At 26.3% G+C, this 25,320-nt stretch carries 23 protein-coding genes; 11 read left to right on the top strand and 12 right to left on the bottom strand.

Annotated features, from left to right (window positions below; translation table 11 throughout):
* Positions 1-9 precede the first annotated feature (9 nt).
* Both NJU99_RS05670 and NJU99_RS05665 read left to right on the top strand, forming a co-directional pair.
* Complete coding sequence (locus NJU99_RS05670; RefSeq protein ID WP_254577760.1) at positions 10-549, top strand: heme NO-binding domain-containing protein; 540 nt, start codon at positions 10-12, stop codon at positions 547-549.
* Positions 549-2,198, top strand: a complete 1,650-nt coding sequence (locus NJU99_RS05665) for a response regulator (protein WP_254577759.1) — start codon at positions 549-551, stop codon at positions 2,196-2,198. Before NJU99_RS05670 ends, NJU99_RS05665 begins: the two co-directional genes overlap by 1 nt.
* 6 nt (positions 2,199-2,204) lie before the next feature.
* On the opposite strand, the gene NJU99_RS05660 is transcribed toward NJU99_RS05665, so the two are convergent.
* Positions 2,205-4,088 (bottom strand): sensor histidine kinase, encoded by a 1,884-nt coding sequence (locus NJU99_RS05660; protein WP_254577758.1) that lies wholly within the window; start codon positions 4,086-4,088, stop codon positions 2,205-2,207.
* A 108-nt stretch (positions 4,089-4,196) separates the two neighbouring features.
* Here NJU99_RS05660 and NJU99_RS05655 point away from each other — a divergent pair, with 108 nt between their 5' ends.
* Positions 4,197-4,706, top strand: a complete 510-nt coding sequence (locus tag NJU99_RS05655) for an NADPH-dependent FMN reductase (protein WP_254577757.1) — start codon at positions 4,197-4,199, stop codon at positions 4,704-4,706.
* Between the two features lie 256 nt (positions 4,707-4,962).
* On the opposite strand, the gene NJU99_RS05650 is transcribed toward NJU99_RS05655, so the two are convergent.
* Positions 4,963-6,531: a PAS domain-containing sensor histidine kinase gene (locus NJU99_RS05650; protein ID WP_254577756.1), complete on the bottom strand. Its 1,569-nt coding sequence runs from the start codon at positions 6,529-6,531 to the stop codon at positions 4,963-4,965.
* Positions 6,532-6,652: 121 nt separating this feature from the next.
* Here NJU99_RS05650 and NJU99_RS05645 point away from each other — a divergent pair, with 121 nt between their 5' ends.
* The 6 genes from NJU99_RS05645 to NJU99_RS05620 all read left to right on the top strand — a co-directional run bounded on the left by NJU99_RS05645 (position 6,653) and on the right by NJU99_RS05620 (position 14,412).
* Positions 6,653-8,032, top strand: coding sequence for a PhoH family protein (locus tag NJU99_RS05645; RefSeq protein ID WP_254577755.1), 1,380 nt, complete (start codon positions 6,653-6,655; stop codon positions 8,030-8,032).
* Positions 8,033-8,239: 207 nt separating this feature from the next.
* Positions 8,240-9,727 carry an HD domain-containing protein gene (locus tag NJU99_RS05640; protein ID WP_254577754.1) on the top strand — a complete coding sequence of 496 codons (1,488 nt, stop codon included), beginning with the start codon at positions 8,240-8,242 and terminating at the stop codon, positions 9,725-9,727.
* A 90-nt stretch (positions 9,728-9,817) separates the two neighbouring features.
* Complete coding sequence (locus tag NJU99_RS05635; protein WP_254577753.1) at positions 9,818-12,079, top strand: methyl-accepting chemotaxis protein; 2,262 nt, start codon at positions 9,818-9,820, stop codon at positions 12,077-12,079.
* A gap of 80 nt (positions 12,080-12,159) precedes the next feature.
* Positions 12,160-12,525, top strand: coding sequence for a hypothetical protein (locus tag NJU99_RS05630; protein ID WP_254577752.1), 366 nt, complete (start codon positions 12,160-12,162; stop codon positions 12,523-12,525).
* A 71-nt stretch (positions 12,526-12,596) separates the two neighbouring features.
* Positions 12,597-13,070: a molybdopterin-dependent oxidoreductase gene (locus NJU99_RS05625; protein WP_254577751.1), complete on the top strand. Its 474-nt coding sequence runs from the start codon at positions 12,597-12,599 to the stop codon at positions 13,068-13,070.
* Positions 13,071-13,074: 4 nt separating this feature from the next.
* Positions 13,075-14,412 (top strand): sensor histidine kinase, encoded by a 1,338-nt coding sequence (locus NJU99_RS05620; protein ID WP_254577750.1) that lies wholly within the window; start codon positions 13,075-13,077, stop codon positions 14,410-14,412.
* On the opposite strand, the gene ribA is transcribed toward NJU99_RS05620, so the two are convergent.
* The 6 genes from ribA to NJU99_RS05590 all read right to left on the bottom strand — a co-directional run bounded on the left by ribA (position 14,407) and on the right by NJU99_RS05590 (position 20,522).
* On the bottom strand, positions 14,407-14,982 hold the full coding sequence (gene ribA, locus NJU99_RS05615; protein ID WP_254577749.1) for a GTP cyclohydrolase II: 576 nt from the start codon (positions 14,980-14,982) through the stop codon (positions 14,407-14,409). The two genes, NJU99_RS05620 and ribA, sit on opposite strands and share 6 nt — an antisense overlap.
* A gap of 123 nt (positions 14,983-15,105) precedes the next feature.
* Positions 15,106-15,387, bottom strand: a complete 282-nt coding sequence (locus NJU99_RS05610; protein ID WP_254577748.1) for a peptidylprolyl isomerase — start codon at positions 15,385-15,387, stop codon at positions 15,106-15,108.
* A 42-nt stretch (positions 15,388-15,429) separates the two neighbouring features.
* A complete protein-coding gene (locus NJU99_RS05605; protein ID WP_254577747.1) occupies positions 15,430-17,874 on the bottom strand; it encodes a diguanylate cyclase in 2,445 nt (814 codons plus the stop codon).
* A gap of 111 nt (positions 17,875-17,985) precedes the next feature.
* Entirely contained in the window at positions 17,986-19,353 is a 1,368-nt protein-coding gene (gene dbpA / locus NJU99_RS05600; RefSeq protein WP_254578078.1) for an ATP-dependent RNA helicase DbpA, read from the bottom strand.
* A 10-nt stretch (positions 19,354-19,363) separates the two neighbouring features.
* Positions 19,364-19,894 carry a DedA family protein gene (locus NJU99_RS05595; RefSeq protein ID WP_254577746.1) on the bottom strand — a complete coding sequence of 177 codons (531 nt, stop codon included), beginning with the start codon at positions 19,892-19,894 and terminating at the stop codon, positions 19,364-19,366.
* Between the two features lies 1 nt (position 19,895).
* Entirely contained in the window at positions 19,896-20,522 is a 627-nt protein-coding gene (locus tag NJU99_RS05590; protein WP_254577745.1) for a hypothetical protein, read from the bottom strand.
* Between the two features lie 177 nt (positions 20,523-20,699).
* Here NJU99_RS05590 and NJU99_RS05585 point away from each other — a divergent pair, with 177 nt between their 5' ends.
* Positions 20,700-21,923, top strand: coding sequence for an EAL domain-containing protein (locus NJU99_RS05585; protein ID WP_254577744.1), 1,224 nt, complete (start codon positions 20,700-20,702; stop codon positions 21,921-21,923).
* Positions 21,920-22,705 (top strand): diguanylate cyclase domain-containing protein, encoded by a 786-nt coding sequence (locus NJU99_RS05580; RefSeq protein WP_254577743.1) that lies wholly within the window; start codon positions 21,920-21,922, stop codon positions 22,703-22,705. Before NJU99_RS05585 ends, NJU99_RS05580 begins: the two co-directional genes overlap by 4 nt.
* Here the strand turns inward: NJU99_RS05580 and NJU99_RS05575 are convergent.
* Genes NJU99_RS05575 through NJU99_RS05560 form a run of 4 tightly spaced genes read right to left on the bottom strand, consistent with a single transcriptional unit; the run spans position 22,697 to position 25,272 of the window.
* A complete protein-coding gene (locus tag NJU99_RS05575) occupies positions 22,697-23,608 on the bottom strand; it encodes a 5-oxoprolinase subunit C family protein (RefSeq protein WP_254577742.1) in 912 nt (303 codons plus the stop codon). The two genes, NJU99_RS05580 and NJU99_RS05575, sit on opposite strands and share 9 nt — an antisense overlap.
* Entirely contained in the window at positions 23,605-24,279 is a 675-nt protein-coding gene (gene pxpB, locus NJU99_RS05570; protein WP_254577741.1) for a 5-oxoprolinase subunit PxpB, read from the bottom strand. Before pxpB ends, NJU99_RS05575 begins: the two co-directional genes overlap by 4 nt.
* Positions 24,279-25,016 carry a 5-oxoprolinase subunit PxpA gene (locus tag NJU99_RS05565; protein WP_254578077.1) on the bottom strand — a complete coding sequence of 246 codons (738 nt, stop codon included), beginning with the start codon at positions 25,014-25,016 and terminating at the stop codon, positions 24,279-24,281. The genes pxpB and NJU99_RS05565 overlap by 1 nt, the downstream gene beginning before the upstream one ends.
* Before the next feature lie 55 nt (positions 25,017-25,071).
* The gene (locus NJU99_RS05560) at positions 25,072-25,272 is read right to left on the bottom strand and encodes a hypothetical protein (protein ID WP_254577740.1); all 201 of its coding nucleotides are present in this window, start codon (positions 25,270-25,272) and stop codon (positions 25,072-25,074) included.
* Positions 25,273-25,320: the final 48 nt, after the last annotated feature.

Here is a 25,320-nt window from a genome sequence, read left to right as displayed (position 1 = left end):
GGAGAAAAAATGAGAGGTGTAATTTTTACAGAAATGATAGAGTTTGTAGAAGAAGCTTTAGGTTTTGATGTTGCAGATAAAATGATAGAAAAAGCTATGCTTGAAAACCATGGAGCCTTTTCTCAAGGTGGTAATTATCCTTTTGATCATATGGTGAAACTATTAACAGCTTTATCTGAAATAACAGGGAAAGCCCCAAATGATCTTTTATTTATTTTTGGAAAACATCTATTTTCTACACTTGTAAAACTATATGGAAAAGATATTAAAAGTGTGGGAAATGCTCTTGATTTTATTGATAGTGTAGAAGAGTATGTTCACGTAGAAGTTAAAAAACTTTATCCTGATGCTGATTTACCAAAGTTTGAAACAGTTCAAAAAGATGAAGAAAGTTTAGAACTTGTATATAAATCAAGCAAAAGATTAGAAGCCTTTGCTCATGGTCTTATTGAAGCATGTGGAGAGTACTTTAATGAACCACTTGATGTAAAATATAAAACTGTTTGTGATGAACCTTATGAAGTTAAGTTTACTATAAAGAAAATCTAATGATTGAAGAGAATAACCCTTGGAAAAGTAGATTTGAAAGGGAAAGAAAAGCTAGAAAAGAGAGTGAAAGGCTTCTTGAAGAAAAAAGTTTTGAATTATGGCAAATAAATCAGGACCTAGAAAATCAAGTAAAAGAAAGAACAGCAAGTCTTGAAAAAGCACTAGTTCAAGCTAGAAAAGCAGATCAAGCCAAGTCTGACTTTTTAGCAAATATGAGTCATGAGATTAGAACTCCTCTAAATGCAATAATAGGTTTTTCAAAAATTCTCAATGATTCACAAAGCTTAGATGAAAAAAGTATTAAATACTCATCTATTATAAATTCAAGTGCTAATTCACTATTATCCATAATAAATGACATTCTTGATTTTTCTAAAATTGAAAATGGTAATTTTAATATATCAAAAAGTAAAACAAATATATATGCTATATATACAGATGTTTTAGATTTATTTTCCTATAAAATAAAAGAAAAGAATCTAAATTTCTTTTCTAAAATAGATGAGAATATTCCTAAATATATAAACACAGATAGCCTAAGACTAAAGCAAATAATCACAAATCTACTTTCAAATGCAATTAAATTTACAAAAGAAGAAGGTAAGGTAGAGTTTAGAATAAATCTTATTGAGGCTTTTGAAAATAAGACAAAATTAGAGTTTATTATAAAAGATACAGGCATAGGAATAGCTTCAAATAAAATTGAAGCTATAACTAAACCATTTATTCAATTAGAAGATATATCAAATAAACAAACTGTTGGAACAGGGTTAGGACTTAGTATATCTACTGAGCTTTTAAAGCTTTTTGCTTCAAACTTAGAAATACAAAGCAAAGAAAATAAAGGAAGTACTTTTAAGTTTACTCTAATTTGTGAAGTTTTTGAAGACACAAAAGAAGAAATAAGTAAAGATGAATATCAAAATAGACTAGAAGAGAATATATCTTCAAAAATAAATATATTATTAGCTGAGGATAATTATGCTAATCAAGAACTACTAAAGGCTATTTTAAATGAGCTTCAAATAAATCTTGAAATAGCAGAAAATGGCGCTATTGCCTATGATAAGTATATAAAAAGCCCTGAAGAGTATGATTTAATTTTAATGGATATTAATATGCCTATTTTAAATGGTATTGATTCATTTAAAAAGATAAAAAATTATCAAGGAATAAATAAACTAAAAAATATTCCTATTATTGCACTAACAGCAAATGCAATAAAAGGAGACAAAGAAAAACTTTTAGAACTTGGGATGAATGATTACTTGAGCAAACCTATAAATGCAAACGAACTAAAAAAGCTTATTGCCAAATATACAAATAAACAAAGTAATGAACACTTAAAGTTAGATATTAATATAAAAAAGATTTCACAAAATATTGGTATTTCTGAAAATATAGCTGAAATGATAGTATCAAAGTTTAAAAAAGAAATACATAAAGATTTAGATGAACTTGATACTTTTATAAAAGAAAATGACTCATCAAATATTATTGCAAAAGCAAACTATATCAAAAACTCTTGTTTGAATTTGGGATTTATAGATATTTGTAAAATTCTACAAGAACTTGAAGAAAACATACTTTCAAAAGAAAAACAAAATAAGATAATGAACCTTTTAAAAAATAGTTTTAAAGATATTTAACTATTTTTATAGGGGCAATATAATCTTAAAAAGTGCTCCATTATAAGTTTTATCTTCAAACTCGTATTCACTATTTTCAACACTGATTTTACCATCTAAGTGTTTAGTAATAATCTCTTTAGTCATATAAAGACCAATTCCTGTTCCATCTTTATGTGCTTTTGTAGTAAAATATGGTTCAAATACTCTAGGCAAAATATCATTTGGAATTCCCCCTGCACTATCTTTTATCTCAATAGCAAGTAATGACTTATCTACATAAGCTTTTATAAATATGTACCTTTTACCTTTTATTTCATTTTCTAAAAAGGCATCTTTTGCATTATTTAAAATATTAATAAAAACTTGTATCAATTCATTTTCGTATGAGTTTATTGTAAGTTTTTCGATATCTTTAAAAATTTCTATATTCTTAGTCCTAAATTGTGCATCAACTAAATCAAGTGTTGAATTAAAAGCATTTTCTAAAACAAAACTATTTTTCTCTTTTGCTGGATTAAAAAAGTTTCTAAAATCATCAATTGTTTGGGATAAATATTGAGCTGATTTAGTAATCTTTTTTGTACCCTCTTCAAAAAAGTCATCATTTAAAACACCCATTTGCTTTTGTAAAGACATACCACTTGATACAGTAGTAATAGTAGATAAAGGCTGTCTCCATTGGTGAGCAATGTTTCCTATCATCTCTCCCATTGCTGCCATTTTTGATTGTTGAAATAAAATATCTTGCTTTTTTTCTATATCATTTCTATATAAATTAAATTTCTCTTCAAGAATATTTGAAATATAAATTGAAAATAACAACAATAAAATAGTAAGCAGAATAGAAACTATAATGATATTTTTAATATATTCATCAAATTTTTCATCAATAAGTTTCTCTTTTTCTTCTATTCTTTCTAATATATCATCACTATAAACACCCATACCAATTAGCCAATTCCAGTTATTATTTCCTCTTACATAACTAGTTTTTTTCATGGGAATATTTGTACCTGGCTTTTTATTTTGAATATATTCATAAAAACCACTACCATTTTTTGCAATACCAATAAGCTTTGCTATTACTTCATCAACATATTTTGTATCATTATTCTGTTTTGCCGTTTCACCAATATACTCTTCATTTTTATGACTTAAATAAACTGTATCATAATCAATAACAAAAATATAACTATTCTTACCATAACTTACAAGCTTTGTATAATCTAAAACTTTTTTCTGTATTCTACTTTCAAAGTCATCTAAATAAATACCTGTTCCTATAACTATATCAAAAGCTTCAAAATATTTGTAGTAAGAGATTTTTTTATGTTGTTCATCACCGGAATTAGGTTTATACCAAAAGTAGGTTCCAAATCTTTCTTTTTTATCTTGAAAAGTCATTTTTATTTCATCAATGATACTATTTCCAAATTTATCAAATTTTCTAAAATGTCTTCTATCGGTTGAGATTGGATATACAACAGTATCCAAAAATCTATTATAAGCAAAGAAATAACCTTGTTTATCATCATATCTAAGCTCATTTAAACTTGTTTTTATAAGATTAAAAATTTCATTTTTTGATTTAGTATTTTTATATTTATTATATATACCATCTATCAAATTATAAGCTTCATTCACCCTGTCTTTTATGTGTTTTTTTAAGTTTCTTTCAGCGTTTTCTTCGAGGTAAGTAATATATCTATAAGTTCTATCTACTTCACTTTTAATAATTTGTTTTTGTTCTTCTAAAAGTTCTTTTTTTATAGTTTTCTTTTGTTCTAAAATAGTTTTTTTCTTATCAGAATATAGAATAATAGTCAAAATGATAGATATTAAAATAATAAAAAAAGGTGGTGTGTATCTTATAATATAAAGAATGTTTTTTTCATTATTATTTTTCATTGTCCAACTGTTTTATCATAATTTAATTAAAATGATATAAGAATTTCACTTTATAAGTAATAAATAAGATATACTTCTAAAAATATTATAAATTATAAGGAATTAAATATGTCAAAAATTGGTATTTTAGTTGCAAGTGCAAATAACAATAGAAAATTAGGTGATAAATTAAAAGAGCTTGCCGAAAGCTTATCTTGCGAAGTGGAGTTAATTAACCTAGTAGATTTAGATTTACCACTATATAGTACTATTGAAGAAGAAAGAAATGGAATCCCAGAAACAGCATTAGATTTAGCAAATACTATTTTAGATTTAAAAGCATTTATTGTAATCGCTCCTGAATACAATGGAGTAATGCCTCCTGTTCTAAATAATGCAATGGCATGGACTTCAAGATCGACTAAAGATTGGAGAGATGCTTTCAACGAAAAAGTTGTAGGATTAGCAACTCACAGTGGTGGAGGTGGAGCTAAGGGTCTTCAGGCTATGAGAATCATGTTCCAACACTTAGGTGCAAATATTTTAGCAAGAGAAATTTTAACAACTTATGAAAAACAGTTAAATGAAGATGCTTCAAAAAATATGATTGAACAATTAGTAAAACTTTCAAAAGTTTAAAAATATAGGCAAATTGCCTATATTTTATTCTATTGATGTCTTTATAATATCAGGGAGATTACTTAAAAAATAGAGTGCTATTGCCTCTTTTACACTTTTTTATATTTTAATTTTATCCTTTAATCAAACCTTATCAACCTCCTTACCGTAATAAAAAAGTACTCTTTAGTGTTTGTGACTAAAGTTAATGTAATTATAAATGTATAAAACTTAATTTTCAATAAAAACTAGCACTCATTAACACATAGTGCTAAAATTAATTTTTCGGTAAACTTAATATAAATTGAGCACCTGTATACTTATCATCTTCAAACATAAACTCTTTATTCTCAACTTCAATTAAACCTTGCATGTGTTTTTTTACAATAGTTTCACACATATAAAGCCCTACTCCTGTACCTTGTGATTTATGTTTTGTAGTAAAGTATGGCTCAAAGACTCTATTTACTATTGATTTTTTAATTCCGCCAGCGTTATCTAAAACTTTTATAAATAAATATTCATCATTTTCATAAGTTTCTATCATAATTAGTTTTCTTTTTTTATCTAACTTTATAAGCTCATCCCCAGCATTATTTAAAATATTTAAAAGTACTTGAATAAGTTCATTTTTAAAAGTATAAACTTCTAAATCTATAATATTTTCAACTATCTTTATATTTTGAGATTTAAAATTTGTTTTAGTAAGATTTATTGTGTATTTGATAACTTCACTTATATTAAATTTAGTTTTCTTATAGCTTGGTTTAAAGAAATTACTAAAATCATCAATAGTTTTAGAAAGATATTGAGAACTTGTATTTATATCATTTAAGCCATTTGTTAAAGTCTGCTTATCAAGTGTTCCTGTATCATTTTGTATTTTCATCCCTGTTGATAAAACTGAAATAATTGATAAAGGCTGTCTCCACTGATGGGCGATATTTTCTAACATCTCACCCATTGCTGCCATCTTAGCTTGTCTTTGCATGATATTTTCATACTCAGTAAGTTCACTTTTTATTTTTGCAACTTCTTCTTTTAATGTATTATTATAGTTTTCAAGTTTTCTATTTAAAGCTTCCCTTTGTTTCTCAATCTCTAATCGTTCACTAATATCTCTAGAAATTGCCATAATATAATCTTTACCATGATAATTTTTCAAACTTAATGAGGTTTCCACAAAAACACTGTTATTATTTTTGCCAATATATTTACCATATGTAATCATGTTTTTCTTATTTTTTATATCTTTAAAAACTTCTGGTATTTCTGCTGAGTCTAATATCCCTTCTCTTAATTGAGAAATTCTCATTTGCTTTAATTCTTCTAAACTATATTCTAAAGTCTTGCAAACTTTCTCATTAGCAAACTCTATTTTTTGACTTTGAAAATCAACTAAAAAAATCATATCACTTGATTCTTTAATAAACTCAAAATAAAGCTTTAATTCTTCATCTTGTTTAACCCTATGGGAAATGTCTAATACATAAGATATTAGATGTTCTTTACCATCAATATCAATTAGTCTTGAACTTATCTCAACAGGGAAAGTAGTGCCGTCTTTTCTCTTATGTATTGATTCTATAACAGAAGCATTATTAGATTTATTTTGTTTAAATAGTTCAAATTTCTCTTTATATTCATCTTTTGATTTAACTAAAGCGTCCACATCGAAAACATTTAAACTTGATACTTCTTTTTTATCATAACCTAAAGCTTGACATGCTGTCGTATTAGCTAAAAGAATTTTACCATTTGAGTCTATTAGATAGATTGCTTCATTTGCAAGGTCTAATGAAGTTTTTAGAAGATTTTTAATATTGTTTCTCTTAAATTTAGTCACAAGAAAACCTATAATTATTTATTTTTTAATAGTTATTTTTAATGGAAATGATTATAGCTAAAGTATAATTTTAATGCAAGACTGTTATTATTTTGTAACTTATATGTGCTAGACTTTTTTTATGAAAGATAAAATATACGTATTAGACACAAATATCATTTTACAGAATATTCAAAATCTTTATAAAATATCTGACAATAAAACTAACCATATTGTAATCCCAGAAACAGTTTTACTAGAACTTGAAGATAAGAAGAAGTTGACAAATGAATTAGGTTTTTATTCAAGAGAGTTTGCTAGATTATTAGCCAAAATGAAAATAAAAGAAGTTGATTATAAACTAGGCTTTAAAGTAATAAAGTTTTTTAATGATGAACTAAACTTACATATCATTTCAAAAGATGTTTATGATACACAAATAGAACAAATCCATATAAGTGAAAGTAATGATAAAAGAATCATAGAAGTTGCATCTATTGCTCAAGAATACTATAAAGGCTTACAGACTATTTTTTTATCTCTTGATGTTTATGCTAGAACTTTCGCTTTATTTAAGGGTTTAAAAACAGAGACTTTACATGATGATAAATCAACTGTTCCAAGCTTTGAGTTTGTTAAAAAACTTGATTTTGACTCAAGTAACTTTAATAGTCTTGATAAAAAAAATATATTTAATATAGATGAACACTACGTATATGAAAACTTTTCATATAGTTTTGAAAGCCCTGATGGAAATTCAACTTATGGTATTGTTTACAATGGTAAACTCGATATTTTAAAAGAAACAGACTTTAAGTCATTAAATGTAAAACCTGTAAATTTAAAGCAAAAACTATTTACAAAAGCTATTTTATCTAATATGTATGATTTACTTGTAATTGATGCAAAAGCAGGAAGTGGGAAAACACTTATGTCAATAGTAAGTGCCATGAGACTTATTGACTTAGGACTATATGACAAAATAGTATATGTTAGGAACTCAATTGAATCTTTAGATAAAGGTGCTGATATTGGTTATCTTGCAGGAAATGATGAAAAATTTAGAATCTATAATATGGCTGTACATGACACTTTGGAATTTATAGCAAAAAAACAACTTAAAAAAAGTGAAAATAAGGATAATAAAGAATCAATTGAGTCAAAGATAAGTGAACTTCAGTCAAAATACTGTATTGAAACTTTATGGCCAGGAGAAGCTAGAGGAAGAACTCTATCAAGTGCTATAGTTATCATGGATGAGTGGCAAAACTCAAGTGAAAAAACAACACAATTAATTCTATCAAGACTTGATGAATCTTGTATGGCTATAGTGATTGGTTCAAACAGACAAATTGATAATTTATATTTAAATAAATACAATAACGGTCTTACAACTTTATTAAAGCAAACAAGTAGTAAACATGAAGAGCTTAATATGTTTGCAATTGAACTTGATAAAGCAGTAAGAGGTAAATATGCACAATTTACAGAGCGAATTTTTGAAAAGAAAAAAGAGAACTAATAAGGATTTAAAATACAAAATAGATTAATAAATGATACTATCTATAATCATATAGAGTACACAAAATTAGAAGACAAATTATTACAAACAAAAATAGTAAACAGATTACAGTTTATTACACAAAATGCATTAGCATATTTTTCTTATCCATCTATTACAACAAAGAGGTTTATACATTCACTTGGAACTATGCATTTAGCTTCATTTATGTTTAAAAACTCTCTTTTAAATGCAAATAAAAAAACAAAAAACGACTTCCTTGATTCACTAAAAGATGTAATTTTAAAAATCATTGAAGAGGATGCCTTAAAACTTGATTTAAAAGATATGGAGTATTTCGATAACAAAGCTTTATATCAATTTAATATTCCTACAAAATCAAAGGCTCATAGAGTTTCTTATTGTATTGTTTTACAAACTATTAGAATAGTTGGATTATTACATGATGTGGGGCACCTTCCTTTCTCTCATCAAATAGAGTATGCCCTAAAAAAAGTTTATAGAAAAATCATAGAAAAAGAGTTAAATAAAGAAGTTTTACTTAAAAAAGAAATAGAATTTAAAACTAAATATGAGCAGATAACACAAGATTCAAAAGAAGTACTTCATGAAGCAATAGGGAAAAACCTTTTAGAACTTCTTTTTGATTATGAAGTAGAAGACCTACTTAAAAAAAGTGTTGATAAAGAATACATAAAACTAATAAAAAAACTGTGTTTATTTATATTAGAAGAAAAAGTTTATAATGGTTTTGACTTTAAAGTTTTACATAATTATATAGATAGTACTGTTGATGCTGATAGACTTGATTATGTAAATAGAGATATGCTTGCAAGTGGATATATCACAGGTCCTAGTGATCATATTAGAATCACAAAACAAGCTGTTTTAGTAGAAGAGAAGAATAAATTTTATTTAAGTTTCTTTGATATGTCACTAATTGATATAGAACATATGTTAGAAATGAGATTTAATTTATACAAAAAAGTGATTTATAATCATGGCATTGCAAAGACAGATGCTCTTTTAGAAAATGTAGTTTTATATCTTTCTAATAATTTCTTTAATGACAAAATCAAATCAGCAAATAATGAAGATAATATATCAATGCTTTGGAATTTCAATGAAGAAAAAGATGTGGAAAAACAACTTGATACAATATCTATGCTAGATGAGAACTGGCTAATCTCACTATTTAAAAAAGAGTACTTTTATATAAAAGATAAGAAAATCTTAACTACACAAGATAAAAAATATCTTTATTGTTTTGAAGAAGTTCTATTTGGAAAAAGAAGATTTAAATCCCATTGGAAAAACCTAAATGAGTTTTATAAAGAGTTAGGATTTGAAACAGTTCAAAGATATAAGTTTAGAGAAAGTTTTGGATATATCACAGAAAATAGAGCTAAAACCCTTCAAAAAGAGTTAGATGCCTTTACTAAAAGATGGGAAAATAAGAAAGATGAGCTATTTCTTACTTATCAAATAGTGTCATTTAAAATTGGTATTCAAAAAGACTTTTGTTTTTATGATGGCGAATCTTTGATAGATATAGATGAGATTTCAACGCTTAGAAAAAGACTTAAACACTCTATGCAAAACACCGTACCTTTTTATATTTACTCAAATAAAAAAACACTAAGTGAGACTATGAAAAAAGAGCTAAAAGAGATTATTCTTAAGATATTCTCTTAAGCTCTTTTAGTTTTATATTTAAACTCTTAACCAACAATCACTAAACAATATTTTTGTATTATTTTTACTATTTTTGTTAGGGGTTTAATAATGTTCAATAATTTAAGTTTTAGTAAGAAATTATTATTTAGTGTTTTAGGTGTACTTGTATTTTTATCTACAATATCAACTTTTCTAATTTCAAGTAAAGTATTTAGTGAAACCCAAAAGATTTCAAAAGATTATATGAAAGAACTGGGACATAAAAATGCTTTAGAAATTAAAGGAGATATTGAAAAGTCTGTTGTTCTAATCAAAACATTTAGTGCTTCTTTAGAAACTGCTTTAAAAGAAGATGTTATGTACTCTAAGCCTATTTTAATAGAGCTTATGAGTTCTATCTTAGAGAAAAACCCATATATTGTTGGGGTTTGGACTTATTTTGAAGCAAATACATTTTATAAAAATATTCCTTCAATGGCAAATAGATACGCCCACGATGAAAAAGGAAGATTCTCGCCTTATGTTATGAAAAACAATGGTGAAATAAACTTAGTTTGGCAATATCCTGTATTGGAAAACAATATTTGGATTACAAAACCTAAAGAAACAAAAAAAGAGTACATTACAGAACCTTACAAATTTAATGTAAATAATAAAGAAGTACTAAATACAACTGTTTCAGTTCCTATGTACAATAATGGAAAATTTGTTGGTGTTGTAGGAATTGATATTTCTCTTGATAAAATAGTACAAAAAGTTTCTAAACTAAAAATTCTAGATAATGGCTATGGATATATATTAAGTTCAAAAGGAACAGTTATTTCCCATCCAAATGAAAAACTTTTAGGCAAAAACCTTTTTGATGTTTCAAAAACAAATAGAAGTAAAGAGATTATAAAAAATATTCAAAAAAATAAAGACTTTTTCTTTGATGAAAAATCTTTATATAACAATCAAGACTCATTTAATTATCTTACTTCTTTTATAATTTCCAATTCTGATGTAACTTGGGGTTTTGGATTATCTGTTCCAAATGATGAATATTTACAAAGTGCTTTTATCATCAAAAACTTCTCTATTTTAGCAGGTTTAATAACTACTATTTTAATAGGATTAGTGGTATTTTACTCTACAAAAGTTTTAAATACAAAATTAAACACTATTCAAAATGGCTTAAATAATTTCTTTAAGTTTTTAAATAAACAATCAAACAGCCCAGAAAAAATTATAATAAATCAAAATGATGAATTTGGACAAATGGCAAAGAACATCAATGATAATATTTTAGAAATAAGTAAAAGTATCAAAGAAGAAAATATTTTGATTAATAATGTAAAAGATGTAGTAAATAGTGTAAAAGAAGGTCACTTAAACAAAAGAATTGAGAAACAATCTAATACAGACTCTTTAGCTGAATTAAAAACACTTATTAATACCATGCTTGAGAACTTACAAAAATTTATGGGTGATGATATTAATAAGCTTTCAAAAGTATTAAACAGTTACTCAAAAAATGATTTTACACCTAAATTGGATGAAAAAACTAGTGGTGACATTGGTAAACAAATTATCTCTATGAATAAAATGATTACAAATATGTTAACTTCGAATCAACGTGATGGTATTACTTTACAAGAAAGTTCGTCTAAACTAACAACAGATGTAAAAGTTTTAAATGAAAATGCACATAAACAAAATAATGCTTTAAATGAAACAACAGAAGCAATTAATGATATTTCAACAACTATCTCCCATACAAGCGCAAGAGCAAAAGAGATGTCTGATATTTCTACTTTTACAAAAGATTCATCACTAAAAGGAAAAGATTTAGCTTCAAAAACAGCTTCTTCAATGGATGACATAAATGAAAAAGTAAAAGCAATAAATGAAGCGATTACTATCATTGATCAAATTGCATTCCAGACAAATATTTTATCATTAAATGCAGCAGTAGAAGCAGCAACTGCTGGCGAAGCAGGCAAAGGCTTTGCAGTTGTAGCACAGGAAGTTAGAAACCTTGCTAATAGAAGTGCTCAAGCGGCAAAAGAAATAACAGCATTAGTTGAGAGTGCCTCTTTAAAAACTGATGAAGGGAAACAAATAAGTGATTCTCTTATTGAAGGCTTTGAAGATTTAGAAGAAAAAGTTACTCAAACAAACCATCTTATTGATGATGTAACAAATGCCGCAAAAGAGCAAGAAAGAAAAATTAGCTTTATTGATGATATAGTTAACAAACTTGATATTTACGCCCAAGAAAATACAAAAATTGCTCAAAAAACTGACAGCATTGCAAAACAAACAAATATAATAGCTTCAAAAGTAGTTCAAAATGTGGCTAAAAATAATTTTGAAGGTAAAGAAATTTAACTCTTTGCTTTCAATTTGAAATATTTTTTTAGATTTTAAAAAAATTAAGCTAGAATCTCAAATAAAAAACAGGATATTAAATGATATTAGGAGAGTGTCCTTACTGTAAAGGTGTTGTTAGCTCAAAAAATATTACAGCCCAAGGTAAGAAAATAAAACTTTACTCATGTGAAAATGCAAAGAAAGAGTATGATGAAAGTGAACAGTATGTATTTACAACTGATTCCTCATGTAGATTTAGAGTATACTCAAATGCTTTTTTAAGATGGAATAAAAGAAGTTTTAGTGAAAGAGAAATGAAAAAATTATTACAAGATGGTCAAACTGTAGTAAGGCTTCATGGAAGAAAGGGAACAGGAGAGTATTTTAAATATGTAATTACTGATGAAGAGTACGGAGTATCTGTTTTATGGGAGGAAGAAGTAGAAGATAAAGATACTTTTTAATTATTTTATTAAGTATTCTTTATATCAAAGATGTTATACTTTAAATTATATTTAAATATCTGGAGTATTTATTGAAATATCTTTTACTTTTTTGTCTTTTTTTTTCTTCACTTTTAGCACAAAGTGAACTTTCATCAAAAACCATAAAATTTTCTGGGGAGTTAAAACCCAATATAAAAAAAAGAGTTTCTATAAAAACTATTGAATCCTTAGGTATTAAATCTTTTGAAATACTTGATCCATATACAAAAATAAAAACAAAATATTCTGGTGTTGATTTAAAAACATTTGCAAACTTTTTTGCCAATGAAAATACAAAAAGCATTAGTTTTAATGCACTTGATGGATATAGTGTAAATATCACAAAAAAAGAGTGGGAAAAATTCCATATTCTCTTAGCAACTAGAATCAATGGACAAATTGTAGGCTATGATAAAAAAGGGCCCTTAAGAGTTGTTTACCCTAAATATAAAAAAGCGAATGAAAACTTCGCTAAAAATCTTCCCAAATGGATTTGGATGATAAAAAGTATAGAGTTTAAATAAATATATGAAGAATAGAATTTTATATATTTTATTACTACTTATGTTTATAATTTGTAGTGTTTCTTACTTTTGGTGGGGATATACTAAATATGTACCCCATAAAGTAAATGAAGTAGGAAAAAACTTTATTACAAATGAATCTGTAAGGCATATTTTAAAAGTCTCAATTTTAAACGAAAAAGCTTACAACTTAGCAATTGAAGGTTTTCTAAAAAGTGATGAAGACTTAATTTATGATAGTGTAGATTACCTAGAAGGTTCACTTGGTTTTTTATCTGCCTTTGAATTAAGAGAATACAAAGATATAGATAAACTAAAAACCCATGTTTTAAACTCTATTTCAATATTAGAAGAAAATCTACTTAATATAGATCCTCAAAATAGAAAAAATCTTTTTGATAATAAACAAGAAGTAAATAAGATAGTTGAACGCATAGAGAAAATCAAATGGAAACAGCTTCATAAACAAATAGTTTTAGATGAATCTAAAAAATTTGAAATAATGGTAATTTTAGTTTATACACTAGTATCGATACTTATTTTATTTGCTATTCTAATTTATATTTTTAAAAAGAAGTCACTATTAGAGCAAGAAAAAACAAGAGATCAAAAACTTCTTTTAAATCAATCAAAAATTGCAGCAATTGGTGAAATGCTTGGAAATATTGCTCATCAATGGAGACAACCCTTATCTGTGATTACAACACTCGCAAGTGGAACAAAATTTTCACTAGAAATAAATAATGAATTAAAAAAAGAAGAGCTTATTCAAGCTTCTGATAATATCATAAAACAAGCAAATTACTTATCTAAGACTATTGATGATTTTAGAAGCTTTTTTATGGCAGATAATGAGTCTATGAGTATTATTAGTATAAAAAAAGTAATTAGAGATTTAGAATCTCTTACTCAAAATATTTTTGAGAATAATTTTATAAAAACTCAAATTACAATTGATAAAAATCATGATTTATACTCAAATGAAAGTATCTTAATTCAAGCCTTTATAAATATTTGCAACAATGCAAAAGATGCTTTTAAACAAAAAGAAATAAATACAGAAAATAGATATTTTTTTATTGATATTAAACAAAAAGATAAAAATTTAGAAATTGAGTTTTTAGATAGTGCACAAGGTATAAAGGAAGAAGTAATAACAAAAATCTTTGAACCATATTTTACAACAAAGCACAAATCTTTAGGTACGGGAATAGGCCTTTACATGTCCCACGAGCTAATCTCAAAGTACTGTAAAGGCACTATTAGTGTTGCTAATCATGAATATACACATGAAAACAAAAAGCTAAAAGGTGCAAAATTTACTGTAGTAATTCCCCTATAACATATGTCCAAAATGCTCTTTTTTAGTATTTAAATAGTTTTTATTAAACTCATTTACCTCTGTAATAGCAGGAATCCTCTCAACAATACTTACACCTATTGAGTTTATATATTCTATTTTTTTAGGATTGTTTGTAATAAGCTTAATACTATTTATATCTAAATCTTCAAAAATAAACTTTACTACACTATAATCTCTTTCATCTTCTGCAAAGCCTAATTCTAGATTTGCCTCTACTGTATTTCTTCCCTTATCTTGAAGAGCATAGGCATTTATCTTATTTAATAAACCTATATTTCTTCCCTCTTGTCTATGATATATCACCAAACCACCTTGCTTTGAAATAAAGTTTAATGCCAAATCTAATTGGTTTTGACAATCGCACTTTAGACTTCCTAAGGCATCTCCTGTTAGACATTCACTATGAACTCTAACATAAGGATTTTGTAATTGATTAAAGTTTTCACTCATAATTGCTAAATGCTCTTGATTATCTTGCTTATAAGCTTTAATAAAAAACTTTCCATGTTTTGATGGAAGTTTTGCAATATTTGATTTTTTAATTTCCATAATTTATTCTTATTTATTTTATTTTGCAACTAAGTTGCATAAATATATTATAATAGGTTTTTCTTAAAGAGGAGTAAAGTTATCTTATTTAAAAGTATAAAAGAGAGTAAAACTCTCTTTTATTTAGTCATTTCTAGCAGTTGTTTCTAATAAGTGGTATCCAAATTGAGTTTGTACTGGTCCATGAACTACATTTAATTCATCGTTAAATACTACTTTATCAAATTCTGGAACCATTTGACCTTGGAAAAATGTACCTAAATCTCCACCTTGTGCACCTGATGGACATTTTGAATACTCTTTCGCAATATCTTCAAACTTTTCACCATTTGCAATTTTTTGTTTTAATTCATTACATAATTCTTCTGATTCTACTAATAAGTGTCTTGCACTTGCTGATTTCATTTTAATTCCTTATATTTTTTAAAAGCAAAATTCTAGCATAAATCAATTAAAAAACTCTACTGAGTTTTTACCTTGTTTTTTAGCTGCATACATTGCGGTATCTGCTTGTTTTATAATATCTCTTGCCGTTACAGATGAGTCTTTAAATAAAGTAACACCAATACTTGGAGTTGATATATTTTTATGTCCATCTATATACTCTATACTATTTAAAGACTCTTTTATTTTTTGAGCTAAATTACTTAAGTTCTCTTTCGCTTCATCACTATTTGAACCAATACAATCAACTAATACAATAAACTCATCTCCACCAATTCTTGCTATTGTATCTTCTTGTCTAATACTTTCTTTTAGCTTTTGAGCAACTGCAAATAGAAGCTTATCACCTACATCATGTCCTAGAGTATCATTGATTTGTTTAAAGTTGTCAAGGTCTATAAAAATAAGACCTCCAACAATATCATGTCTTATAGTCTTTGTAATTGCATGTTCAATTCTATCTAATAATAATAATCTATTTGGCAGTCCTGTTAGGTTATCATGAGTTGCTTGATACTCTAATACTTTTTGCTTATCTATTTGCTCACTAATATCAATATACTGTCCTAAATAGTGAGTTACAAGTCCTTCATTGTCTTTGATTGCTGTAATAGTTGATCTTAAAGGTATTTTTTGTTTGTCTTTTTTTGTATTATAAATCTCACCAGACCACGAGCCATTTTTTGTTAAATCATACCAAAGTTTATTATAAAACTCTTTATCTTGATGTTTTGATTTAAACATACTAGGACGTCTTCCGATCACATCATTTTTACTATAACCCATAACCTTACAAAAAGCATTATTTGCATTAATTATAAATGTATCTTTATCTGTGATAATCATAGGTTCATTTGATTCAAAAGCATAAGAAGCAAGCCTTAATTCATCTTCTTGTTCTTTTCTTGTTTTTTCATACTCAATTCTTTCTAAAGTATGACTCATATCATTTATCATTTTTCCAAAAAGAATTTCTATTTCTTCATCAAAAAACTCTTTTTCATTTGAATATAAAACTAAAACAGCATCAATTTTTTTAAACTTTTTTATAGCAAAGGCAGCAGCAGATTTTATATCATAAGTTGTAGCTACATCATTTAAAAGTGAAATGTTTTCTTCTTCATAATCATTTACAATAACATTATTGTTTATTTCTAATACTTTTTTTACTAAATTGTCTCTTTTTTCTTCACGCCTAAACTTTTCATTTAAAATATCTTTTAATTCACCCTCTTGAGCAATAAGTTTAAAGTTATTATGTCTTTTTATTTTATAAATAAAACCAAAAGACATATTTTTATTTTCATAAATCAATTTACATATTTCAGAAAACAACTCTTTTTCATCATTGATTTTTATTAAAAATTTATTTGTTTTATTTAAAAGTTTATAAACTTCTTGTTGTTTTTTAATTTTATTAAAACTTTTTTGTTCATTTGAAACAATACTTCTTAAAACAAAGAAAAGACTAATTAATGTTAAAAAAGATACAAGTAAAAATGCCAAACTAAATATCTGAGCCATATATGCTTCTGTTTGCAAACTTTTTGAGTATTTAGAAGTTTGAAGAACCACAAAATTATAAATATCACTTAAAGCTTCTATTTTAACACTTGCAATTTCCCACCACTTTTTAACTGTTATATCTGTAGGAATTTTATTATTTAATAAAGAGTTTTTTATTTCATTAATTTTTTTTGTTTCATTTAAATTTAAAAGAGTATTTAATCTTTCTACTTCTTCATTGCTTGCTTTTACTAAAAACTGTTTTATATTTTCTTGTTCTAATACACTATTTTTTTGTAATTCGTTTAATGTCTTTTGCTCTATTTTATTACTTGCAATAGCCATTGCAATAATGCCTCTTTGAATAGACATGTTTTCTTTTAGTACAAGTAGATTTACTAAGTATGAAAATCTATTATTAAAGCTTGTAGCTGAATTTACAGGTTTTATACTTGTTAAACTATTTATTAGATAATTGATTATGTGTGTATACTCTTGAAAAATCAGACCTACTTCATTTCTATTTACATTTAAAACACTCTGTCTTATTGGTTCTAGTTTGTAAAGTTTTAATTTGATATCTTTTATTTTTTCAATTGTTTTACTATTTAGTTTAAGATTAAGTGTTTTATTTAAGTAATTTTCATATGCCTTGTTTACAAATGCTTTTTGTTGATTAAGTTGCTTTATATTCTTTTTTGAATTAATATATATTGCACTCATTCCCCTTTCAAGCTGTAAAGAATGAATCAATTTTTGTGAGATTAAGGTGTAGTCAATATTTTTTTGTACATTTTTTACTTCGTTTAAAGTTTGAACTTTTTCATACACTAAAACTGTACTAAAATAAAGCATACCAAGTGCAGGTAGAGTAAACACTAAAATAATTTTAAGAAAAAGTGTATTTTTAAGTAGAAAATAGTTTAAAATTTTATTTATCATATGTATCATCTTTCCTCTAGCTATTTAAATTATATTTAAAAAGCTCTAAAAGTGAAGAATTTAAATAGTTATACCTTCACTTTTATAAACTTGGTTACTTTTTGAAATAAGTTATTTTATGAAAACTCTAAAATATTTTCCTTTAATTCTTTTATTACTTAATCCATCATGTGCTTTTTTTATATCTTCTTTTTTAACAGCAACATATGAACAAAAATCATAAGATGTGATTTTTCCCACACTTGTTTTTTCAAGACCAAGTCCTGCTGTTAAAGCACCTAAAATATCCCCTGCTCTTAGTTTTTGTTTTTTACCACCATTTATAAAGAGTGTTCTATAATCACTATCAATTTTAAAAGATGGGTTTTCTATTATATTTGAAACTTCATCAAATTTAATATCATCAAAAAACTCTTTTAAATCTTCTATTTTTTCTTCTTCCCAAGCTTCGTATAAAGATATAGCCATACCACCTTTACCAGCTCTTGCAGTTCTTCCTATTCTATGGGTATGAACTTTTTCATCCCTTGCTAAATCATAATTTATTACTAAATCAATATCATCAATATGTAAACCTCTTGAAGCTACATCTGTTGCTATTAAAATAGGATAAGATTTACTTGCAAATAAAGTTATAACCTCATCCCTATCTCTTTGTTCTAAATCAGAATGTAAAGTTAAAACATCTAAACCTAAGTCATATAATTCATCTGCTAACTCATCACATTTAACTTTTGTATTACAGAATATCAAAGTAGTATTAGCTTCATTTGAACTAATTAGTGATGGAAGTATTGAAGTTTTTACAGCTTCATCTGCTTTATATAAAACCTGTTTTATGTTAACTTTTTCTTCATCTTCAACTTCAACTTTTATAGGCTCATTTAAAACAAATGAAGCAAGACTTTCAATTCCTTCTTCATAAGTTGCTGAAAATAGCATAGATTGTTTTTGTTTTGGAAGCTCATCAATAATAAGTTTGATATCATCAAAGAATCCCATATCAAGCATTTTATCTGCTTCATCCAAAACAAATGTATTTAAAGATTCGAAGTTTATATTCTCTTCTTTAATATGTTGTAGTACTCTTCCTGGTGTTCCTACAATTATATGTGCCCCATGGAAAAGTGAAGCTACTTGAGGTTTAAATGGAACTCCACCTGTTAAAGTTAAAACCTTAACATTATGAATATGACGTGACAATTTTCTTATTTCTTGTGCTATTTGGTTTGCAAGTTCTCTTGTTGGAGCTAAAACTAAAGACTGTATTTTAAACTTTTTAACATCTAATTTATTTACTATTGGTATTGAAAAAGCTACTGTTTTTCCTGAACCTGTCTTAGCTTTAGCAATAATATCTTTATTGTCTAAAGTATGTGGTAAAGATAGTTCTTGTATCTTTGTCATTTGTTTATACTCTAATGAGTCTAAGTTTTTTACAAACTCATCTTTTAAATTTAATTTATTAAATGTAGAAATTTTATAGCCTTTATATTTTTCTAAAATAGTAAGAAACTGTAAGAAGTATTACTGCTACAATTCCTAAACCAACATACTTAAACTCATCTGCTGAACTTAAGATAACCTCACCTGCTGCGTAAGATGCATAACCTACTACAGTTGCCCAAAGAGCTGTTGCAAATATATTCAAAATAGAAAACTTTATTCCTGAATACTTTGTAAGCCCCATTGCAAGTGGTATTAAAGTTTTAATACCGTAAACATATTTTTGGAAAAATACTACAAATGAGCCATATTTTCTCATAAGTAAATGTGCCATTGCAATTTTTCTTCCATATTTTTTCATCATATCTTTTGCATATGCTTTATTTTTTCTAGCTAAAAAGAAAAGAAACTGATCACCCAAAAAGTTTGATACCCCTGCTACTAAAATACAAATAAATAAGTTCAAATCACCTGCATAAGATAAAATCCCTGCAAATACTAAACCAACAAAGCCACCACCAAATGAGTAAGCAAAAAGAGCTATATAGCCCCAGTCTCTAATCAATTCTTCCATTTTATTCCTCTATACCAAAAAACTCACAAGCTTCTTGAGCATCTTCATCATCTAAATCAACAACATTTGTTTCAATATTTTTCTTAGCTTCTTCTATAATAAACTTTTTTACAGAAGATCTTAAATCTTCAATATTATCTTCTATTGCAAAACCACTAAATTGTATTTCATTATCATAGCATAATAAAACACCTTCACAGTTTTCTTCTATAAAATCACTGATTTGTCTGTAGTTTACTTCTAGGGCACTAGCATGCCATCCATAATCTTCTAAAATGGAATCTTCAAAGATTTCAACCCCATCACTTTGATGATCAAAGTAAAGCATTGTTTTTCTATTAAAATCAATAATTTCTTGCCAATTATTTAAAGGTTTTATTTTACAGTTTGTTCCAGAAACTACAGGCTTATATTTTTCAAAAAGAGTTGTTCCTAATAGCTTTAAATCATTTATACGCTTTAATTCATCAAGTTTTGATGATATAAACACTACAGCCTCTTTATTCTCATTTTCAGAGAGTAAATTACCCTTATAATCAATAATTATTGTTTTATTTACTTTTATAAATTCATTAAGTTGTATTAAATCAATATCAATATATAAATCTTTTATATTTATCTTTTTCATTTATTTAAATCCTATCTTATATAGTTGCTGGATTTTATCAAAAATAGTATTAAATAAAAGTTTTTACAAAAAAGCTTTATAAAAATTGTAAATTTGATAACTTTTATTTAAATTTTTTACAATTCTTAAAGATAAATTATATATAATGATTTATCTTTCTTTAAATAAGGTTAATTTTTGTTTTTAAATGGTTTTATATACAAACAAATACATAAAAAAAATGTAAAAACTCTATTTTTGATTGATATCCTTTATATGAAGGATATTAATGCAATCTACGGATTTAAAAATGGTGATTTTATAATTAATCAATTAAAAAGCCTTTTAAAAAATAAAATAACGAAATTAATAAAAAAATCCCTTAAAAGAAATATCTATACAGAACTTAAAAACTTACATGCTGATGTTTTTTCTTTAACCCTTTACGATAATTTAACACAAGAAGAAATTACAGAAATTAGAAAGCTTATATTTAAAAAAGTAATCAACCATAATTTCAATCTTAAAACAAAGCAAACACCTATTAATATTGATATTACTATTGGTTGTTCTAAATCAAAAGACTCTTACTTAAGAGTTTATGCTGAAAAAGCCTTATACAATGCAAAAATAAACAATATACATTTTACATATTATGATGCAAAACTTTATGAAAATGACCATAGTAATGAAAATATTATAGAGCTTCTAACTTACAATATAGAGAACAAACTTGTTGAACCATATTTACAAGCAATTGTAGACTCAGATACAGAAGAACTTTATAAATATGAAGCTTTAATGAGAGTTTTTGATAAAGAAGGGAATGTTTTATCTCCTTTTGTTTTTATTCAAAAAGCTAAAAAAGCAAGACTTTATCATAAACTAATGGAACTGCTAATAGATAAAGTTGTTGACTATATCATAAAATACAAAATTCACATTAGTATAAATCTTGACTATACAGATATTTTAAACCCTTATGTACAAAAGTCAATTATTGGAAAGATAAATACAAATCATATCGGTGAGTACCTTACAATTGAAATTTTAGAGAGTGAAAAAATCTCTAATTACAATATAGTAAACGAATTTATTGCAAAAGTTAAAAAATATGGAGTTAAAATAGCTATTGATGATTTTGGTACAGGTTTTTCAAACTATGAATATATCTTAAATCTAAATGTAGATTATATTAAGATTGATGGTTCACTAATAAAGAAAATAAACGAAGAGATTTATTTAAACCTAATTAAAAGTATTGTTCACTTTTGTAAACAACAAAATATAAAAACAGTTGCAGAGTTTGTAAGTGATTTAAAAATATTAAGATATGTAAATGCTGTTGGAATTGACTATTCGCAAGGCTACTACATAGGTAAACCCCAGCCAATTGGGAATATAATCGGAGAAAAGAAATGAAAAAAGAGCTTAGAAAGATTACAAATCTTACTATAAATGAGCTATTAAACAATGAAATAATTATGCCATCGATTTATTTTGAAAAGTTTAATAAAAATGCAAAAACTTTAGAAATAGATTTTAATGATGAAAAATTTAATAATGAGATAAATGAACTAATTATTGAAGACTTTAATACAATTGAAAGCTATATGGATATTACGGCAAACAATGCAAAAGAGCTTAAAAAAGTTGCAAAAGATACAAAAAAGGCTATTGAGGATAAAGACACCGATGCCTTAACTAGTATTTATAAACATATGGATGACTTAGAAAAAGAGATTCAAGAACTAAATAAAAAAATTTTCTTAGACGATTTAACAAGTTCATATAATAGAAAATGGCTGTACAATGAAGTTTTAGACGAAAATACTTATTTCAAAAACAATGGAATTATTTCTATGGTTGATTTAGTTGATTATAATTATGTTCAAAAAGAGTATGGAGATGTAATCTCAAATAATCTACTTATTTTCATTTGTAATTTCCTAAAAAAACATTTAGAAGATGACAAATGTGAATTTGAAATAGTAAGATTTCTAAACAACAAATTTTTAGTTCTTTTTAGTGATAAAACACAAAAAGATGCACAAAGTCTAATCAATAATATAAAAAGACTTTTAGCAAATAGCACTTTAAAAAGTAAATCAGGTATTGTTTTAAAAGCTAATTTTGAATATAAAATCAAAGCTTATGAAAAAGGGACGGACTCAAAAGAGCTTCTTGAAGCTCTTTTATCGTAAAGAAGAGTAAAACTTTTTTACTATGTCTTGGGCTTTTTTAATTTCTATAGGCTTAAATTTTATTTTTGTTTTTGGTTTTGCTTGAGCTAATTTAAAACAATCTATACTTAAAACTGAGCCAATTTTAGGATAACCACCTATTGTTTGTCTATCTTTAAGTAAAATGATTGGCTGTCCATCACTTGGTATTTGAATTGAACCAAATCCAATTCCCTCAGAAATAATTCCATCAATACTACAAGAAACAGGCTCACCTTGAAGCTTACAACCCATTCTATTAAATTCATTTGATACTGTGTAAATTGAAGAGAAAAACTTAGCTATTTCCTCTTTATAGAAAAATTCATCTTGATAAGACAAGATTACCCTTAGCTCTAAAGTATCTTCATATTTAGGAACAAATTTTTCTTTTAATCTAATATTATAAAATTCATTAATTTTCTTAGACTCTAAGATTTGACCTTTTTGTAATCTATCTGCATTTATTCCACCAAGTTTTTCTTTTAGTGTTGTTGAATTACTACCAAACTCTTTTTTAATATCAAAGCCACCTTTAACACCAAAATAAACTCTAGCACCCTCTTCTATCTTCCCAACTTTTATTATATCGCCAGCTTTGACACTATAAGTTTGCCAAGTTGGATACAAAGTGTTATTGATAAAAAACTCACACTTAGCTCCTGTAAGAGCAACTTTTATATCTTTTAAAGCTTTAAACTCTACGTTTGAAAAAGCTATTTCAATTATATTTTCATCTTCGCTATTTTCTAAAAGTTTATTTGCTATTAAATAAGCATACTCATCCATAACTCCTGAGTTTGTAACTCCAATTGAATTAAAGCCGAATCTTCCTTTATCTTGAATGGTTGCAAAAATAGGAGAGTTGATTATTTCTAAACTCATAAAACTCCCCCTTGTGCTAAAAACTCTTTTTTTGTAATAGGATTAAACTTTACCTTATCACCAACACTTAAAGGAGATAAAGTATCTAAACTTCTATCAAATAGTTCAAGAGCAGTACGACCTAAAATATTCCAGCCCCCAGGACTTGCTTGTGGATAAACTGCTGTTTGAGTATCTGCAATACTAACAGAGCCTTTTGGTATTTGTTTTCTTGGAGTACTTAATCTTGGCATTGCTATAGCCTCATCCACGCTTGCTAAATAAGCAAAGCCTGGTAAAAAACCAATTGCATATACATCATAAAGTTTATTTGAATGAATTCCAATAATATCATCAATACTAAGATTAGTTTTAAAAGCCATATCTTTTAAATCAAGACCAACTTCAGGGTCATAATATGTATCAATAGTTACTATTTTTTCTTCAAACTCTATTTTTGAATCAAGATTTATTTCTTGTTTTAAAAGCTTTACTAAACTCTCATAATCATATTTAAAAATATCATAGCTTATAAAAATCGAAGTGTATGAAGGAATTATTTCTATTAAACCCTCAAGCTTTAAACTCTTTAAGCCTTGATAAGCTTTTTTTACTTTCAAAGCCACATCTTGGGCTATTTCATCTCCAAAATAAATAATCAAGGAATCTACAGATGCTACTTTAAACTGCATTATGTCATCGCTTTTTTAAGTAGCTTTATAAATGATAATGCTTTTTCATTATCCCCATGAACACAAATAGTATCAACCGCCATATAAAGTTTTTGCCCACTTACACTATGTAAATAACCATAGTTCTTTAAAGTACCAATTCTCTCAGCCACATCCAATTCATCATGAATTACTGCATTTTCTCTTGTTCTTGAAACTAGTGTTCCATCATCATTATAGTTTCTATCTGCAAATACTTCATAAATTACATTTATTCCATATAAAAGTGCTGTATGTTTATAGGCTTCATTTTTAGGGCTTGATAAAATCATAATTTTTATATTTTTATCAAAAGAAGCAATAGCACTTACAATTGCCTTATAAATATTCTCATCTCTCATCATGTCATTATATAAAGCACCATGTGGTTTTACATAAGATATTGCTGTTTTATGAGCTTTACAAAAAGCACTTAATGCACCTAATTGGTATAAAACTATTGATTTTATTTCTTCTAAAGAACATTGCATTGTTCTTCTTCCAAAACCTACTAAATCTTGATATGCGGGATGAGCACCTATTGTTACATTGTTTTGCTTTGCAAGAGCTACTGATTTATTCATAGTTACAGCATCACTTGCATGAAAACCACAAGCTAAATTTGCCATATCGATATAAGGCATAACTTGATCATCTAAACCCATCTTCCAAATACCAAAACTCTCACCCATATCACAGTTTAATCTAATAGTTGCCATTTCATTACCTTGCATTGATATTCCTTATTCTACCATATCTTAAACATATAATTTTTTAAAGTTCTTCTTTTATCCCTGTTTTTTTAAGTCTTAGTAATGTTAAAACAACTAAAACACCAAGAGCAAAAGGTAAACTAACCTCTAAAACATAAGCTGTATATAAAACCACTAAACTAGCAAGTATTGACACTCTTCTGTATATAAAAGAGATAAGATATATCATCACACATATAAAAACATATAATAATTCAAGCATATTTTCCACCTAAAGTTTTTTTAATACTAACAACTCAAAGTAGGGAAA

This window comes from Arcobacter roscoffensis (assembly GCF_024267655.1).
In the GTDB taxonomy this organism is placed as follows: Bacteria; Campylobacterota; Campylobacteria; order Campylobacterales; family Arcobacteraceae; genus Arcobacter_B; species Arcobacter_B roscoffensis.
This window is presented reverse-complemented; position numbering and strand designations above follow the sequence as displayed.

Excerpts from the sequence above, each read along its gene's own strand:
- NJU99_RS05670 (WP_254577760.1), top strand. The coding sequence starts at position 10 with ATGAGAGGTGTAATTTTTACAGAAATGATAGAGTTTGTAGAAGAAGCT.
- NJU99_RS05665 (WP_254577759.1), top strand. The coding sequence starts at position 549 with ATGATTGAAGAGAATAACCCTTGGAAAAGTAGATTTGAAAGGGAAAGA.
- NJU99_RS05660 (WP_254577758.1), bottom strand. The coding sequence starts at position 4,088 with ATGAAAAATAATAATGAAAAAAACATTCTTTATATTATAAGATACACA.
- NJU99_RS05655 (WP_254577757.1), top strand. The coding sequence starts at position 4,197 with ATGTCAAAAATTGGTATTTTAGTTGCAAGTGCAAATAACAATAGAAAA.
- NJU99_RS05645 (WP_254577755.1), top strand. The coding sequence starts at position 6,653 with ATGAAAGATAAAATATACGTATTAGACACAAATATCATTTTACAGAAT.
- NJU99_RS05640 (WP_254577754.1), top strand. The coding sequence starts at position 8,240 with ATGTTTAAAAACTCTCTTTTAAATGCAAATAAAAAAACAAAAAACGAC.
- NJU99_RS05635 (WP_254577753.1), top strand. The coding sequence starts at position 9,818 with ATGTTCAATAATTTAAGTTTTAGTAAGAAATTATTATTTAGTGTTTTA.
- NJU99_RS05630 (WP_254577752.1), top strand. The coding sequence starts at position 12,160 with ATGATATTAGGAGAGTGTCCTTACTGTAAAGGTGTTGTTAGCTCAAAA.
- NJU99_RS05620 (WP_254577750.1), top strand. The coding sequence starts at position 13,075 with ATGAAGAATAGAATTTTATATATTTTATTACTACTTATGTTTATAATT.
- ribA (WP_254577749.1), bottom strand. The coding sequence starts at position 14,982 with ATGGAAATTAAAAAATCAAATATTGCAAAACTTCCATCAAAACATGGA.
- NJU99_RS05610 (WP_254577748.1), bottom strand. The coding sequence starts at position 15,387 with ATGAAATCAGCAAGTGCAAGACACTTATTAGTAGAATCAGAAGAATTA.
- NJU99_RS05605 (WP_254577747.1), bottom strand. The coding sequence starts at position 17,874 with ATGATAAATAAAATTTTAAACTATTTTCTACTTAAAAATACACTTTTT.
- NJU99_RS05595 (WP_254577746.1), bottom strand. The coding sequence starts at position 19,894 with ATGGAAGAATTGATTAGAGACTGGGGCTATATAGCTCTTTTTGCTTAC.
- NJU99_RS05590 (WP_254577745.1), bottom strand. The coding sequence starts at position 20,522 with ATGAAAAAGATAAATATAAAAGATTTATATATTGATATTGATTTAATA.
- NJU99_RS05580 (WP_254577743.1), top strand. The coding sequence starts at position 21,920 with ATGAAAAAAGAGCTTAGAAAGATTACAAATCTTACTATAAATGAGCTA.
- NJU99_RS05575 (WP_254577742.1), bottom strand. The coding sequence starts at position 23,608 with ATGAGTTTAGAAATAATCAACTCTCCTATTTTTGCAACCATTCAAGAT.
- pxpB (WP_254577741.1), bottom strand. The coding sequence starts at position 24,279 with ATGCAGTTTAAAGTAGCATCTGTAGATTCCTTGATTATTTATTTTGGA.
- NJU99_RS05565 (WP_254578077.1), bottom strand. The coding sequence starts at position 25,016 with ATGGCAACTATTAGATTAAACTGTGATATGGGTGAGAGTTTTGGTATT.
- NJU99_RS05560 (WP_254577740.1), bottom strand. The coding sequence starts at position 25,272 with ATGCTTGAATTATTATATGTTTTTATATGTGTGATGATATATCTTATC.